Raw genomic sequence first — 15,248 nt, forward strand, 5'->3', positions numbered from 1 at the left:
GCGTAGCGATACTTGCCACGTCATAACACTCTTTTCGGAATTTATAGCCGTTACTTGCTTAGTTATTACTATAGTAGCTGTGAGTAAATTTAACTGTATTTGATGGCCTGTGTTTAAAGTTAGCAAGCAAAGCTATTTTTTGGGATGCTTAATTTTTTATTTAGTTGTTAACGAAGGTTAAAAATTGAGTGGTCGAGAGAGTGCCGGTGAGGTATGTCTTATGAATGCGTATTTTTTTAATATTCATGTAGTTACAGTTTTTATTGTCTATTTTCCCTCCCTTTACACTTTAAAAATTGTCTTCTATCTTATTAATGACACCAAGCAAAAGGGAGATGTGATATGTCGATCAAACGGAAGGTTTGTGTCTCTACATTAACGGTTGCTGCTGGCGCTGCTGCGTTTCACGTTCAGGCGCAGGACGAAATGGTCAGGCCGTTAAGTGATTGGAATTATGAAGATATTTATCAGCAGGGCGGTATAAGAGCCGATAACATAATGGGCGCGGAGGTCTTTGGAAGTAATCAAGAAGAGATCGGTCGTGTCGAAAATGTGCTCATTACCCAAGATAACCAAGTCACTGCCATCATCGCCCAGGTAGGTGGTTTTTGGGTTGTTGGGGGCACCCATGTGTTAGTTCCCTGGGAAGAAGTGGAGCTGCACGAAGATGGCGTGATGATTCCGGTCACAGAAGACAATGCCGATGAGTATGGCCTGTTTGCCTCTGAAGAATACGTTGCTGAGCAGGATCTTAGTCAAGTTCAGCAAGTGGAAGGTAATCTTGAAACCGGGTCGGGAGTATGGAAACTTTCTGATTTGCTAAACGACTACGCCTCGATTGGCGAAGGCGTCGGCTATGGTTATATCGACAATGTTCTCTTTACGCGTGAGGGGGAGATACAGGCAATTATCGTAGAGTCTGATGTTGGCTATGGCGGTGGTGGTGCCTACGCCTATCCCTTTTACGGGTATGGATATGACTGGTCGCCAGGCTACCCAACTTATTCTGTCCAATACAACGAAGACGAAATTGGCGACATGGAAGCGTTTGACTATGACCGGTACGACGGCCTATTGGAAGATTAGTCACTAACGGCATTAGTGACAAACACTAATTTAGCTGGCTGGTTTCTTGCTGGACGCTTTGCCCATCGGCAAGGCGTCCAGCAAACAGTGTGACGATGAAAAGTGGTTTTATAGAGTTCCCCCCATAATTAAAGCCAGTCACTTCAAATAATAAAACTAAACGATAGTTTTTGAAATGGGTTTTAATCGATGCTCTATTCAGATGATCTATTAATAAAGATGTCTCCCTTTACAGAAACCATCTTTTCTAATAACTATTTTTTCTAACAGCTATCTTTTCTAACCTAGCGGTACAGCAAAAGACGGGAGATACGCAATGTCAATCAAGCGGAATGTTTTTTTAACAACATTAGCTATCACTGCTACTGCCGCTGCGGTGCAAATCCAGGCCCAGCAAACCCCGGCTCAGGAAAACGTGATAAAACCTTTAAGTGGATGGAATTATGAAGAGATATATGCAAAGGGAGGTATAAGAGCTGATAGCCTAATGGATGCTGAGGTCTTTGGTGAAAATGAAGACGAAATCGGTAGCGTCGAAAATGTCCTAATTACGCAGGACAATAATATTACAGCGATCATCGCTCAAGTAGGAGGGTGGTGGGGTATTGGCGATACTCACGTCCTGGTTCCTTGGGAAGAAGTTGAGATTCATGAAGATGGCGTCATGGTGCCTGTAACAGAAGACAATGCAGATGATTATGGGCTCTTTGCTTCTAACGAATACATTACCCAGCAAGATCTCAGTCAGATCCAGCGAGTAGAGGAAGGCATTGAAGCCGGTATAGGTGTGTGGAAGCTGACAGACTTGTTAGATGACTATGCAACGGTTGGAGAAGGTATTGGCTATGGGTATATCAACAATATCCTTTTCTCACGCGAGGGTAAGATTCAAGCTGTCATTGTAGAGACAGGCGCCGGTTTTGGCTCTGGTACATACGCTTACCCCTTTTATGGAGGCGGGTATGGCTGGAACCCTGGCCATACCGCTTATACCTTGCAATATGATGAAGATGAAGTTGGCGATATGGAATCTTTTGACTACAACCGATATAACGGGCTTCTGGATGAGTAATAGTTAGTGGCTTCAGCTATTGCTTGAATTCAGGGTGCTTGGCCTGATTATACGTCGTCCCAATAGAGTGTTTTTTGTCTGCTACCTTGGTTAGTTCCTACCGGCTTAAAAAGGAGAGGCTGTGACAAGGACGAACCACAAGCTAGATACGCATTTTCGTGACAAGGTACCTTCACCGCCCCAAGGGCACAGTCGAATTAAATGGTATGGCCCCGGCCTGCTTTGGATGCTCTCTGCCGTAGGAACGGGGTCAATACTCTTTACCCCGCGCGTAGCCTCTGCTTACGAATACCAGTTGCTCTGGATCTTGCTCGTCGTCGTACTGTTCATGTGGGTCATGATCCGCGAGATGGCGCGTTATTCAATTGTCAGCGGGCACACCATGCTGGAGGGCATGCATAGCCTTGGCGGCCCCCGGGACTGGGCGGTTTGGGTTATCTTCGTTCCCCAGTTACTTGCGGCGGGGATCGGGATTGCCGGGTTAGCCGCAGTGGTGGGTAGTGCGTTGGGGGCATTTTTACCCGGCCCTAATACACTCTACGCTATCAGTATGGTGGTGTTCTCTACGCTTTTTACCGCCACCGGGCGCTATTCCCTGATCGAATCTTTCAGCCGACTAATGGCGTTGGCCCTGATGGTAATGGCCATCGTTACTGCAGCCATCGTCTTCCCGGCTCCGCAGAAGGTTGCTCAAGGCCTGATGCCTGGCTTGCCGGATAACCTGGATCTGTATGTAGTACTGCCATGGGTGGGGACTATTCTCGCTGGCTCCATGGGCATTGTTTGGTTCGGTTACTGGACGGCGACCCGCGGCTTTGGCGGTGGTTTACAAGGACGCGAGCCAGACGATGAGGTGCCGGCGTCGTCGCGCAACGAGATTGAGGGTACAGAGAGCGAGTCCATGGATACCCGACTTGCTAACGCACGGGGTTGGATACGAACCATGACTAAGACTGCTGCTTTGGGCGTCGTAGGCGGTCTGATTGTGATTTTCTCGTTTATGGTATTGGGAGCTGAGCTACTTGCCCCGCAAGGGATCATGCCCCAGGGGCCTGAAGTCGCGGTAGATTTGACCAATATTTTTTCTGATGTATGGGGTGAGTTCGGCAGGTACCTGCTGCTGACAGCAATTGTGATTGCCCTGGGCGGCAGTATCCTGGCAAATCAAGACGGCTGGGGCCGTAGCTTCGCTGACATGACGCTGATCTTGACGCAGAGTCAGCGCAACGATCAAGGGGCTAGGCTGCTTAAGAGCCTGGATACCCTCGACCGAAAGTTACCGTGGCCGCTGTTCGAGCGCCGCTGGCTTAAGCGCTTATATATTGTAACGGTGACAGGGCTGGTGCCGGTGATAATACTGTTGCTGTTCAACGATCCCGTTCAGGTGATGTCGGTCTCGGGTATCATCGCCGCCGCTCATACGCCGTTTATCGCGTTGACCGCTCTCTATGTGAATAGGTCACGGTTGCCCACTAGCCTGCGCCCAGGGCTTCCCGCTACGCTGACCATGGGGCTTGCGGGGCTTTTCTATCTTGGCTTCGCGATCCTTTATCTGTTGAATATGCTCGGCATGGTTGGTGGCCAGTAACGCCAGCTTGGTCGGCTGGCGTTAATCGCCCGACCTTGTTTTTAGCGCCTTTTTTATCCCAACAGAAGCGCTTTATCGATCGCTATAAACTCGCTGGCCTCGTTCATTAGCGAAGCGGCTGTTAACTGAGGAACGCCATACACTTCGACTTTTTTGCCATAGCCAACGCGAATTTTATGGGCTAGAAGGTCGAAGTCTCCATCGCCTGACACCAGCACAATCACATCAGCCTGTTCAGCGTACTCCATGGCGTCGAGGGCAATGCCCACGTCCCAATCGCCTTTCGCAGAACCATCCGAACGTTGAATAAAAGGCTTCAGCTTTACGTCAAAACCAATGGCTCTAAGTATGCCTTGAAACTCCCGTTGCTTTTGGTCACCTCTATCGATGGCATAACAAAAGGCCTTCACGACCTCTCTGTTGGCGGTGGCCTGCGCCCAAAACTTGTTGTAGTCAAAGTTTTTGCCATAGGCCTGTCGCACGGTGTAATAGACGTTTTGGACATCGACAAAAATCGCCACTGTAAGCATAGTGCGTTCCTTTTTTACCATTGTTATTCAGCAAAATGTTGTTATTCAGCAAAATGTTGTTATTCAGCAAAATATGGTGAGTAGAGCGACGCTAGGCGCTATGGCGGGAATTGACCATTGTCGCCCGCTTAAGCGATGGGTGCAAAAGAGGGCGTTAGCTGGTCAGCCCCGTCAGCCCGTTGAGCTGCACGTCAGCGCCTTGACCCCGCTTCAGTTTGGAATGTATCTGCCGTAAACTGGCAAAGGTTTGAAAGCGACATTGAGCGTTTGATTTGCGACCAATCGCTGGATTTGCAAGATAAGGTCTGCCGTTACCTAAACCATTCGTGCCAATATGCGACTAAAGAGTAGTGTCCCATGTATGAGTCAGTGTTCAACTCAGTACAGGGAAGCCGAACAACGCCAGCGACACCTAAATCAATAAGAAAATTTATGACCTAAAGGTGACTGAGGTAGGAAAGATGAATTCTCATCAAGCAAAAGACGTGGCAGCAAATCCCCATCGTGCAGGCGAACCGCAAACCCTGGGTTTTCTACTGTTAGATAACTTCACATTGATTTCCTTGGCCTCGGCAATAGAACCTTTGCGGATGGCCAATCAACTGGCCGGCCGTGAGCTGTATCGATGGTATACCCTGACCCAGGACGGCCAGCCGGTGCGTGCCAGCGATGGCCTGCAGGTGACGCCGGACGCTTCCATGCATACCCAGCTATCGCTCGAATGGGTAGTCGTTTGCGGTGGGGTAGCCCCTTACCACAGTGTCACCCGTGAGCACGTGCGCTGGCTTCAGTCGCAGTCGCGCCAGCTAAAACGGTTAGGCTCGGTATGTACAGGCAGTTGGGCGCTTGGCAAGGCGGGGCTGCTTGACCACTATGAAACCAGTATTCATTGGGAGTGTTTGGCGTCCATGCAGGAGGCATTTCCCAACGTTATCCTGAACCCCAATCTATTCTCTATTGACCGTGATCGATTTACGTCTTCGGGCGGCACCGCACCGCTCGATATGATGCTCAACCTTATTGCGCACGACCATGGGCGCGAGCTATCGGCAGGTATCTCCGAAATGTTTATCTGTGAGCGCGTGCGTAACGAGCAGGATCAGCAGCGTATTCCCCTTAAGCATGTGTTGGGCACTACCCAGCCTAAGCTATTGGAGATTGTCGCATTGATGGAATCCAACCTTGAAGAACCGATCGAACTTGATGAATTGGCGCGTTACGTTAATGTGTCGCGTCGCCAGTTAGAGAGGTTGTTCCAACGCTACCTGCTCTGTTCACCGTCGCGCTATTATCTCAAGCTGCGTTTAGTGCGCGCCCGGCAATTGCTCAAGCAAACGCCGCTGTCGATCATCGAGATTGCCTCCGTTTGTGGCTTCGTCTCCACGCCCCATTTTTCTAAGTGCTATCGCGAATACTTTGGCGTGCCGCCGAGAAACGAGCGCCTGGGTAGCCATGACAGGCAGGGAAATAGCCACAATGCGGCACCCTTGATTAGGCAATGGGGGAGTGAGCCGACTGTCAAGGCGCCTTTTTCTGGCGCTCAGCAGGCGCTTGCCAACGCCCAGGGGGAGCCCACCTTTGCCAGCGTGTTACTGTTGAACTGATGGTGACGGCGTAATTGATATTGAAAACGTGCTGCCCGGCAACGGGCAGCACGTTTTTTTATGATTGCTATCGTCCACCGTTCCCTGTTTTGCGTTACTCAGCGGTAAAGGTTGAAAAAGCGCGAGTCGTGTCGTGTTCACGACACAATGACGCTTTTGGAATTTCAGCCGTCGTTTCCAAGCGCAGCCTACCCCAACGTCAGCGCTATGCTCGCAACATTCATCAATGTTGGAGCTTAGCCATGACCCCCACAGAACTGCACGATGACGCTATTGTCATCGATGGTCTGATCATCGCCAAATGGAACCGTGAGCTGCTTGAAGACATGCGGCGCGGCGGTCTTACCGCCGCCAACTGCACGGTCTCGGTGTGGGAAGGGTTTCAGGCCACGGTCGATAACATTGTCGCCTCCAACCAACTGATGGCTGAGTGTAGTGATCTGGTACGCCCGGTGCGCACCACGGCGGATATTACGCGCGCTAAAGAAGAAGGCAAGACCGGTATCATTTACGGTTTCCAAAATGCGCATGCTTTCGAGGATCAGATCGGCTACGTCGAGATCTTCAAGCAGCTGGGCGTGGGCATCGTGCAAATGTGCTACAACACCCAAAACCTGGTGGGTACCGGCTGCTACGAGCGCGACGGGGGTCTCTCGGGCTTTGGGCGCGAGATCGTTGCCGAGATGAACCGCGTCGGCATCATGTGCGACCTCTCTCACGTGGGTGCCAAGACCTCCGAGGAAGTCATCCTCGCATCCCAGAAGCCGGTCTGCTATTCCCACTGCCTGCCTTCCGGGCTCAAAGAACATCCGCGCAACAAATCCGATCAAGAGCTCAAGTTCATTGCCGACCACGGCGGCTTTGTTGGCGTCACCATGTTTACCCCGTTTCTCAAGAAGGGCATTGATTCCACCATTGATGATTACTGTGAAGCCATCGAGTACATCATGAATATCGTCGGTGAAGACGCCATCGGCATCGGCACCGACTTCACCCAGGGGCACGACCAGGCCTTCTTTGAGTGGTTGACCCATGACAAGGGCTATGCCCGCCGCTTGACCGACTTTGGCAAGATCATCAACCCCGAAGGCATTCGCACCATTGGGGAGTTCCCCAACCTCACCGAGGCGCTCTTGAAGCGCGGAATGAGTGAGTCCCAAGTGCGCAAGATCATGGGCGATAACTGGGTGCGGGTATTGAAGGATGTATGGGGCGCCTGATTGAGCTGAGACCGAGGCTGCCAAGCCAGATGTATTGAAGAATAACGATTTTGAGGAAGACAACCGTGACCAAACTGGCCCCCGCACTGCCTATCGAAGTGGATAGCGAAACCGGCGTATGGACGAGCGATGCCCTGCCGATGCTGTATGTGCCGCGACACTTTTTCATCAACAACCATGTGGCGGTAGAAGAAGCGCTGGGCGCTGAGAAGTACGCCGAGATCCTCTACCACGCCGGCTATAAAAGCGCCTGGCACTGGTGCGAGAAAGAGGCCGAGTGCCATGGCCTTGAAGGCGAGGCGGTGTTTGAGCATTACATGCTGCGTCTTTCCCAGCGCGGCTGGGGTCTCTTTATTACCGAACAGATCGACCTCGATGCCGGTACGGCGAGAGTGCGGCTAGAGCACAGCGCCTTCGTTTACCAGCTGGGTAAAACGGGAAAAAAAGAAGAGTACATGTTCACCGGCTGGTTCGCCGGGGCCATGGACCAAATCCTCGCCGCCCGTGGCAGTGAACTGCGTACCGTCGCCGAGCAGACCCAGAGTGCCGCCGAGCCTGGCTGCGATGTGGGCATCTTCGACGTCAAGCCGCTGACCGACGCCGCCCATTAACCTGGGTACGAGGAGAGAACACCATGGCATTCGACGCAATCTTTGAGCCGATCGACATCGGCAAGCTGACTATCCGTAACCGGGTGGTCAGCACCGCCCACGCTGAGGTGTATGCCACCGACGGCGGCATGACCACCGAGCGCTACGTCAAGTACTACGAGGAAAAGGCCAAGGGTGGCTGTGGCCTGTGTATCTGCGGCGGCTCATCAGTGGTCTCCATCGACAGCCCTCAGGGCTGGTGGAGTTCGGTGAACCTTTCTACCGACCGCATCATCCCGCACTTCCAGAATCTGGCGGACGCCGTGCATAAGCATGGCGGCAAGATCATGATTCAGATTACCCACATGGGCCGTCGTTCACGCTGGGACGGCTTTGACTGGTCGACGCTGCTGTCGCCTTCGGGTATCCGCGAGCCGGTGCACCGCTCCACCTGTAAAACCATCGAAGAAGAGGATATCTGGCGAATCATTGGGGACTTTGCTCAGGCCGCGCGTCGGGCAAAGGAAGGCGGACTCGACGGCGTTGAGCTCTCTGCGGTGCACCAGCATCTGATCGACCAGTTCTGGAGCCCACGGGTCAACAAGCGCGAGGATGAGTGGGGCGGCAGCTTTGAGGGCCGTATGAAGTTCGGCCTGGAGGTGCTCAAGGCGGTGCGTGCCGAGGTGGGTGACGACTTCTGCGTCGGTATGCGCATCTGCGGCGACGAGTTCCACCCGGATGGCCTCTCACACGACGACATGAAGCAGATCGCCGCCTACTACGATGCCACCGGCCAAGTTGACTTTTTTGGCGTGGTCGGATCTGGCTGCGACACGCACAACACGCTTGCTAACGTCATTCCTAACATGTCCTACCCGCCGGAGCCTTTTTTGCACCTGGCGGCGGGCATCAAGGAAGTGGTCAGCGTACCGGTGATCCACGCGCAAAATATTAAAGACCCTAACCAGGCCCAGCGCATCCTCGAAGGGGGCTATGTGGATCTGGTGGGCATGACCCGTGCGCATATTGCCGACCCTCACCTGATCGCCAAGATCAAGATGGGCCAGATCGACCAGATTAAACAATGCGTCGGGGCCAACTACTGTATCGACCGTCAATATCAGGGCCTGGACGTGCTGTGTATCCAGAACGCCGCCACGTCGCGGGAATACATGGGCCTGCCGCACATCATTGAAAAGACCGAGGGCGCCAAGCGCAAAGTCGTCGTGGTGGGCGGTGGCCCCGGCGGCATGGAGGCGGCTCGCGTCGCCGCTGAGCGCGGTCACGATGTCACTCTGTTTGAGGCGGCCGACGCCCTGGGCGGTCAGATTACCATTGCCGCCCAGGCCCCAAGCCGCGACCAGATTGCCGGTATCACCCGCTGGTTTCAGCTGGAGCTGGCGCGTCTGAACGTTGATCTGCGCCTGGGCACCCGTGCCGACGAGGCAACGCTGCTTGACCTGCGCCCGGATATCGTGGTGCTGGCCACCGGTGGCCAGCCCTTCCTTAGCCAGCACCCGGAGTGGGGCTACTCGGAGAATCCTGAGGAGAGCCTGGTAGTCAGTACCTGGGATATTCTTTCCGGGAAAGTGGCGCCGGGCAAGAACGTGCTGATCTATGACGGTATCTGCGAGTTTTCGGGTGTCTCGGCGGCAGATTTCCTTGCCGACAAGGGCGCCAAGGTCGAGATCGTCACCGACGATATCAAACCCGGCGCGGCGGTGGGCGGCACCACCTTCCCGACCTACTATCGCAGCCTCTACGAGAAGGCGGTGATCATGTCTTCTGACCTGATGCTGCATAAGGTCTACCGCGAAGGTGACGGCCTGGTGGCGGTGCTCGAGAACGAGTACACCGGCGCTTTGGAAGAGCGCGTGGTGGATCAGGTGGTGGTGGAGAACGGTGTGCGCCCCGATGAGGCGCTTTACTACGCCCTCAAGGAAGCGTCCCGTAACAAAGGCCAGGTGGACCTGGAGGCGCTCTACGCTATCCAACCGCAGCCTTGCCTGGTTGATGAGGGCGGCAAAGAAGGGGATGGCTTTTTGCTATTTCGCCTGGGCGACTGCACGGCACCGCGTAACACCCATGCGGCGATCTACGATGCCCTGCGAATCTGCAAAGACTTTTGACTTGAGCGAGAGCCCCCAACGATGCGGGGCGCCGGGGGCAGGCCGTAGCGAGGGTCATTTGCCATGGATGGCAAATGTAGCGCCCAGGGATGGGTTTACAGCGCCCTCGCAGAGGTCTGCCGCCGGGGCCCCGCCGCCAAAGCCACCAGAGATGAGGTGAGTACCATGCTCAATACGCTCTTGCCGATATTAATTTTTACCGCCCTGGCCCTGGCGGCAATCGGCGCCGTGCGCCGTATGCGGCTTTGGCGCCAGGGGCGCCCCTCGCCGGTTAATCTACTCAAGGGACTGGCGGCCATGCCGCGCCGCTACCTGGTGGATCTGCACCACGTGGTGGGGCGTGACAAAATGATCTCCAACACCCACGTGGCCACCGCCGGTGGCTTCGTGGCCGCCGCCGTGCTGATGATCCTGGTGCATGGCCTTGGCATCGCCAACCCCCTGTTAGGCGGATTGCTGCTGCTGGCCAGTACCTCCATGTTCGTCGGTAGTCTCTTCGTGGCGCGGCGGCGGCTTAACCCGCCCGCGCGGCTCTCCAAGGGCCCCTGGATGCGCCTGCCCAAGAGCCTGATGGCGTTTTCGCTAGGCGTTTTCCTGGTCACCCTGCCCACGGTGGGCCTGCTGCCCGACGGTTTGCTCGAAGGCAGTGGTAGCTGGCTCCTGGCGCTGGTGCTGGCGGGCGTTGTGGCTTGGGGCCTGGGTGAAATGTTTTTCGGCATGACCTGGGGCGGGCCCATGAAGCACGCCTTCGCCGGTGCCTTACATCTGGCCTTCCACCGTCGCGCCGAACGCTTCTCCACGAAAAAAGGGGGCGGTGGCCGGTCAACGGGCCTCAAGGCGTTGAACTTGAACGACGAGGCAGCTCCCTTGGGTGTCGAGAAGCCTGCCGATTTCACCTGGAACCAACTGCTTGGCTTTGACGCCTGCGTACAGTGCGGCCGCTGCGAGGCGGTGTGCCCGGCATTTGCCGCCGGTCAGCCGCTCAACCCCAAGAAGCTGATCCAGGACATGGTGGTGGGTATGGCCGGCGGCAGCGATGCCGGCTATGCCGGCTCTCCGCACCCTTCACAAGGGATTGGGGGTAAGCCGGTAGGTGAACACGCAGGCTCTCCCCACGGGCCCATTGTGGCGCTGGAAGGGAAAACCTTGGTCGATGCCGATACTCTCTGGTCTTGCACGACCTGCCGCGCCTGCGTGGAAGAGTGCCCGATGATGATTGAGCACGTGGATGCGATTGTCGATATGCGCCGCCACCTGACGCTTGAGCGCGGCAAAACGCCCAATAAAGGTGCCGAGGTGCTCGACAACCTGATCGCCACCGACAATCCCGGTGGTTTCGACCCTGGCTCGCGGCTTAACTGGGCGGCGGATCTTAACCTGCCGCTCATGGCGGACATCAAGCAAGTCGACGTGCTGCTGTGGCTGGGGGATGGGGCCTTTGATATGCGCAACCAGCGAACCCTGCGGGCACTAATTAAAGTGCTGCGGGCCGCCGAGGTAGACTTCGCGGTGTTAGGAGCTGAAGAGCGCGACAGCGGCGACGTGGCGCGGCGCCTTGGCGATGAGGCGACGTTCCAGTCCCTGGCGAAGCGCAATATTGCCACCCTGGCCCAGTATCGCTTCTTGCAGATTGTTACCTGCGACCCCCACAGCTTTCATGTGCTGGGCAATGAGTACGGCGAGCTGGGGGGACATTACGAGGTACGTCACCATAGTACCTTTATCGCCGAACTGTATGACGCCGGTCGATTGACCTTTGCCCCCTGGAAAGGCGGCCGCGTGACCTATCACGACCCCTGTTACCTGGGCCGCTATAACGGCGAATACGAGGCGCCGCGCAACGTGCTCAAGGCGTTGGGCATCGAGGTTAAGGAGATGGAGCGCTCGGGTTCTCGCTCGCGCTGCTGCGGTGGCGGCGGTGGGGCGCCGATCACCGATATTCCCGGCAAGCAGCGGATTCCCGACATGCGCATGAATGACATTAAGGAGAGCGGCGCCGAACTCGTCGCAGTGGGCTGTCCGCAGTGCGCCGCCATGCTGGAAGGCGTGGTAGATGCCAGCGCCGAGGTACGCGATATCGCCGAGCTGGCGGCCGATGCCCTGGTAGAGCGTCCCGCGGGTGATGCATCTGGCGGATCCCGTCGGCCTGCTGCAACCACGATGACTGCTGAGGAGGTGATCGTATGAGTGAGATTATTCGCCGCGACCCGCGCCGCGAGTGGATCGCCCGGAACCGTCTGCATCCTGAGTACGCCAATGTGCTTGCCGACATGGGCGGCGGCGGCGGCGGAGCGGTCAGCGAATGGCAGGGCCCTAACGGCGCGGTGCGCAAGAACCCTCGCGCCATCGGTTTTATCGGCCCCAATGGCGTCAAACGGATTGACCGCAGTGGCCTGCAGCAAGGGGGGCAGTCCGCCGCGACAACGACGGCGGCTCGCGATAGCCGCCGCATGGTGACGATTGATCAACCCGCCTTCCTGGTGGCCGTGGTGCCGGACATGACCGGTGGGCGTCTCTCCACTCATGACAAGGATCTGCTGGGGCTGGCCCGGCGGTTGGCGGATGCCGATGCCGAGCGTCCCGGCGCCGTGGTGGCGATTCTGTTTGGTGAGCATAAAGAAGCGGCGCTGGGCGAAGCCGGGATTGATCAGGTCGTGCATCTGGACGATAACAGCTACGCGGGTTTTGCCCCCGAAGCGTGTCTGGCGGCCTTGAGCGGCGTAGAGCGGGAGATGGCACCGCGCTTCTGGCTACTGCCTGACTCCCCGCTGGGGGGAAGCGAGCTGGGCCGACGGCTGGCTGTGCGGTTGGGTGAGCGCCCGGCGACCCAGGTCTGGCAGGTTGAGGCGGATGCGCATAGTGAAACCAGCTGGCGTTGTACGGCACGCGGTGCCGCGGGCTCGGTCGATATTACGCGCCACCTGCCACGCGTGGTGCTGGCACTGGCGGAGTGCGCCGAGCCAGTCAGTGAGACGCGCCATGCCGCCCAGCCTGTCGCGCTGCCCCAGCCGCTGCCCGACGTGCTTGGTCGCCTCAAGGACATGGGGGAAGTCGCCGTCGATCCGGCCAGTGTGTCGCTCGCCGAGGCGGAATTTATATTATCAGCGGGTAATGGCGTTAAGGACTGGGAGGGCTATCACCGTGCCGCTCAGGTGCTCGGTGCGGCCAAGGGGGCATCGCGTGTCGCGGTGGATGATGGCTTTATGGCCCGCGATCGTCAGGTAGGCGCATCTGGGACCTGGGTTTCCGCGCGTGTTTACGTGGCGGTGGGAATCTCCGGCGCTATACAGCACCTTCAAGGTATTCAGAGCTGCGATAAAGTCGTCACCATCAACCTGGATGAGCGATGCGATATGGTCAAACGCGCCGACCTTGCCGTCATCGGCGATGCCGGTGAGATTCTCGCCGCGCTGGTAGCACGCGTCGAGCGTTATCGAGAACAGCAGCAGGAGAATCGCGATGCCGCGTAACGTCAAGTCATTGAATGGCGCTGGGTTCAGCGTTTCTGTTCTGGTGTCGGTAGGGCGTCATCCACTGACCGCGCGCGCGCGGCGTGCCGACCATGATGCCCGGGCGGTGGAAATGGCGTTGTCTTTGAATGACGCCAGCGTTCAACTTATTCATGCAGGCGACAATGATACCGCCAGCGAGGAAGCCCTGCGTGGTTACCTTGGGATGGGGGTTAGCGGGGTCAAACGTATTGAGCAGGCCTCGAACGCGGATGTCGTGCCTGCCTTAACCAACATACTGCGCTTCGCGGCGCCGCAACTGGTGCTGACGGGAACTCGCGCCGAGACGGGGGAGGGCTCGGGCCTGGTACCGTATCTGCTGGCCGAGTCGCTGGGATGGACAGTGGTCAGTGGCCTAGCCGAAATCGAAAGCATCGAGCAGGGTGTCGCCACGGTGCTGCAGGCCCTGCCGCGCGGTAAACGCCGTCGCTTGCAGGTGCGTCTGCCGGCCATCGCCACGGTGGATAGCAGCGCGCCAGCCGCTCGCCAGAGCGCGTTCGGCCCGGCGCGACGCGGTGAGTTGACTGATTGTGCCTACGCCAGTGTGATTGACGAACTGCAAACCCAGTGGCACATACAGCCAGCACGTAAGCGGCCCAAACGACTCAAGATCGTCAAGTCAGCCTCGGCCCGTGACCGCTTCAAGGCCGCTGCCGCCAAGGCCGATAGTGGCGGTGGGCAACTGCTTAGCGATGTGACACCCGAGCAGGGCGCCGAGGCGATTTTTACGCTACTCAAGGAAGAAGGCGTATTGCGCTGAAGTCGCTTGCTCCTCAGGCCTTTAACTATCGTACCAGAACCACCGTACCAGCCCGTCTTCCCGGCGGGCTTTCTGAGGGCTTTCTGATAGGTGGTGGGTCACGGCTTTATTGGCTATTTGCCGACAAACCCCGGATAAAGCTGAAGACGCTGCCTTTCAAGGCGCAGGCCTATCCAGGCATGCAGTACCAACACCAGGATAACCACGCCGCCGCCGAACAGTGTCGAGGCCGTGGGTGTCTCGCCCAGTAACCACCATACCCACAGCGTTCCCAGCGCGGTTTCGACCAGATAAAACAGCGCCACCTCTGTCGATGGCAAATAGCGGGTGGCGCTATTGATCAGCACGGTGGCCAAGGGCATCTGCACCAGGCCCATAAGTGCTAGTACGCCATAGCGCTGGGCATCAAGCGAGAGTGGTGACGCCATGGGCAGGGTCATCGCCGCCGAGAGTAGCCCGCCGCCGGCAATCACCGTCATGGGGTCAATCGCTGGATAGCGGCGCAGCAGGGTCAGGTTGCCGCCGATGGCCGTCGCAGCCGCCAAGGCGTAAAGGTTGCCTGCCAGCATCCCCATGGCCCCCTCGCCCATGAACACCAGGCCCATGCCCAGCATGCAGACGGCAATGGCCACCAGCGTTCGCAGTGCGACTTTTTCGCCCAGGAAAACCCGCGAAAAAAACGCGGCAAACAGTGGCGCGGTGCTCAGGATCACCACCACATTGGCCACCTTGGCATTCATGACCGCCAGCACAAACAGACTGGAGATCAGGCCCAGCAGCAGGGCCGAGGCCAGGGAGGAAAAGGGGTTGATTCTAAGCGTCGTCAGCCGCTTGCCCGCCAAGCACAGCAGCCCCAGTACGCAGAACATTAATAAACCGCGCCAGAAGACGATGGTCCAGCCATCGGTATCGGCCAGGCGTATCAACAGACCGTCGAAGCTGAGAAACACCACGCCCAGAACCACAATAAGTAGGCCGCGCTGGTAAGAGCTTAGCTGCATGGTCTTATCCCCTGGTGAGCAAAAAAACTAACCGCTCGCCGGGTAGGCGGGCAGTTGAAGCGCGCTGAAGCCGTTACTTGCTCCACTGTATAGCCGCACGCTGACAATTACGACGCCAAGCGCGGCCCAGAACATCCGCTACACCTTGGCGCATGGATC

General features: G+C 56.8%; 12 protein-coding genes. 10 read left to right on the forward strand and 2 right to left on the reverse strand.

Annotated elements, in window-relative coordinates; genetic code table 11:
- Window positions 1-342 precede the first annotated feature (342 nt).
- The 3 genes from HVA01_RS00490 (at window position 343) to HVA01_RS00500 (ending at window position 3,746) form a co-directional block, all read left to right on the forward strand.
- On the forward strand, window positions 343-1,086 hold the full coding sequence (locus tag HVA01_RS00490; protein ID WP_146872515.1) for a PRC-barrel domain-containing protein: 744 nt from the start codon (window positions 343-345) through the stop codon (window positions 1,084-1,086).
- 316 nt (window positions 1,087-1,402) lie between these two features.
- Complete coding sequence (locus tag HVA01_RS00495) at window positions 1,403-2,158, forward strand: PRC-barrel domain-containing protein (protein WP_146872516.1); 756 nt, start codon at window positions 1,403-1,405, stop codon at window positions 2,156-2,158.
- A gap of 121 nt (window positions 2,159-2,279) precedes the next feature.
- The gene (locus tag HVA01_RS00500) at window positions 2,280-3,746 is read left to right on the forward strand and encodes an Nramp family divalent metal transporter (RefSeq protein WP_218031516.1); all 1,467 of its coding nucleotides are present in this window, start codon (window positions 2,280-2,282) and stop codon (window positions 3,744-3,746) included.
- Between the two features lie 53 nt (window positions 3,747-3,799).
- Here HVA01_RS00500 and HVA01_RS00505 read toward each other — a convergent pair whose 3' ends face one another.
- On the reverse strand, window positions 3,800-4,276 hold the full coding sequence (locus HVA01_RS00505) for an NYN domain-containing protein (protein WP_146872517.1): 477 nt from the start codon (window positions 4,274-4,276) through the stop codon (window positions 3,800-3,802).
- A gap of 461 nt (window positions 4,277-4,737) precedes the next feature.
- On the opposite strand from HVA01_RS00505, the gene gbdR reads away from it, so the two are divergent.
- The 7 genes from gbdR to etfB all read left to right on the forward strand — a co-directional run bounded on the left by gbdR (window position 4,738) and on the right by etfB (window position 14,088).
- Entirely contained in the window at window positions 4,738-5,880 is a 1,143-nt protein-coding gene (gene gbdR / locus HVA01_RS00510; protein ID WP_146872518.1) for a choline metabolism transcriptional regulator GbdR, read from the forward strand.
- Window positions 5,881-6,098: 218 nt separating this feature from the next.
- Complete coding sequence (locus HVA01_RS00515) at window positions 6,099-7,100, forward strand: dipeptidase (protein ID WP_503826084.1); 1,002 nt, start codon at window positions 6,099-6,101, stop codon at window positions 7,098-7,100.
- Between the two features lie 65 nt (window positions 7,101-7,165).
- The gene (locus HVA01_RS00520; protein ID WP_146872520.1) at window positions 7,166-7,711 is read left to right on the forward strand and encodes a DUF5943 domain-containing protein; all 546 of its coding nucleotides are present in this window, start codon (window positions 7,166-7,168) and stop codon (window positions 7,709-7,711) included.
- A 23-nt stretch (window positions 7,712-7,734) separates the two neighbouring features.
- Window positions 7,735-9,819, forward strand: a complete 2,085-nt coding sequence (gene dgcA / locus HVA01_RS00525; protein WP_146872521.1) for a dimethylglycine demethylation protein DgcA — start codon at window positions 7,735-7,737, stop codon at window positions 9,817-9,819.
- Between the two features lie 165 nt (window positions 9,820-9,984).
- The gene (locus HVA01_RS00530) at window positions 9,985-12,006 is read left to right on the forward strand and encodes a (Fe-S)-binding protein (RefSeq protein ID WP_146872844.1); all 2,022 of its coding nucleotides are present in this window, start codon (window positions 9,985-9,987) and stop codon (window positions 12,004-12,006) included.
- Window positions 12,003-13,289 (forward strand): electron transfer flavoprotein subunit alpha, encoded by a 1,287-nt coding sequence (etfA, locus tag HVA01_RS00535; RefSeq protein WP_146872522.1) that lies wholly within the window; start codon window positions 12,003-12,005, stop codon window positions 13,287-13,289. Before HVA01_RS00530 ends, etfA begins: the two co-directional genes overlap by 4 nt.
- Window positions 13,279-14,088, forward strand: a complete 810-nt coding sequence (gene etfB / locus HVA01_RS00540) for an electron transfer flavoprotein subunit beta (protein ID WP_146872523.1) — start codon at window positions 13,279-13,281, stop codon at window positions 14,086-14,088. Before etfA ends, etfB begins: the two co-directional genes overlap by 11 nt.
- A gap of 113 nt (window positions 14,089-14,201) precedes the next feature.
- On the opposite strand, the gene HVA01_RS00545 is transcribed toward etfB, so the two are convergent.
- A complete protein-coding gene (locus HVA01_RS00545) occupies window positions 14,202-15,089 on the reverse strand; it encodes a DMT family transporter (RefSeq protein WP_146872524.1) in 888 nt (295 codons plus the stop codon).
- Between the last annotated feature and the right edge of the window lie 159 nt (window positions 15,090-15,248).

The sequence above is a fragment of the Halovibrio variabilis genome, assembly GCF_007991175.1.
In the GTDB taxonomy this organism is placed as follows: Bacteria; Pseudomonadota; Gammaproteobacteria; order Pseudomonadales; family Halomonadaceae; genus Vreelandella; species Vreelandella variabilis.

Excerpts from the sequence above, each read along its gene's own strand:
- etfB (WP_146872523.1), top strand. The coding sequence starts at position 13,279 with ATGCCGCGTAACGTCAAGTCATTGAATGGCGCTGGGTTCAGCGTTTCT.
- HVA01_RS00545 (WP_146872524.1), bottom strand. The coding sequence starts at position 15,089 with ATGCAGCTAAGCTCTTACCAGCGCGGCCTACTTATTGTGGTTCTGGGC.
- HVA01_RS00490 (WP_146872515.1), top strand. The coding sequence starts at position 343 with ATGTCGATCAAACGGAAGGTTTGTGTCTCTACATTAACGGTTGCTGCT.
- dgcA (WP_146872521.1), top strand. The coding sequence starts at position 7,735 with ATGGCATTCGACGCAATCTTTGAGCCGATCGACATCGGCAAGCTGACT.
- HVA01_RS00505 (WP_146872517.1), bottom strand. The coding sequence starts at position 4,276 with ATGCTTACAGTGGCGATTTTTGTCGATGTCCAAAACGTCTATTACACC.
- etfA (WP_146872522.1), top strand. The coding sequence starts at position 12,003 with ATGAGTGAGATTATTCGCCGCGACCCGCGCCGCGAGTGGATCGCCCGG.
- HVA01_RS00530 (WP_146872844.1), top strand. The coding sequence starts at position 9,985 with ATGCTCAATACGCTCTTGCCGATATTAATTTTTACCGCCCTGGCCCTG.
- gbdR (WP_146872518.1), top strand. The coding sequence starts at position 4,738 with ATGAATTCTCATCAAGCAAAAGACGTGGCAGCAAATCCCCATCGTGCA.
- HVA01_RS00495 (WP_146872516.1), top strand. The coding sequence starts at position 1,403 with ATGTCAATCAAGCGGAATGTTTTTTTAACAACATTAGCTATCACTGCT.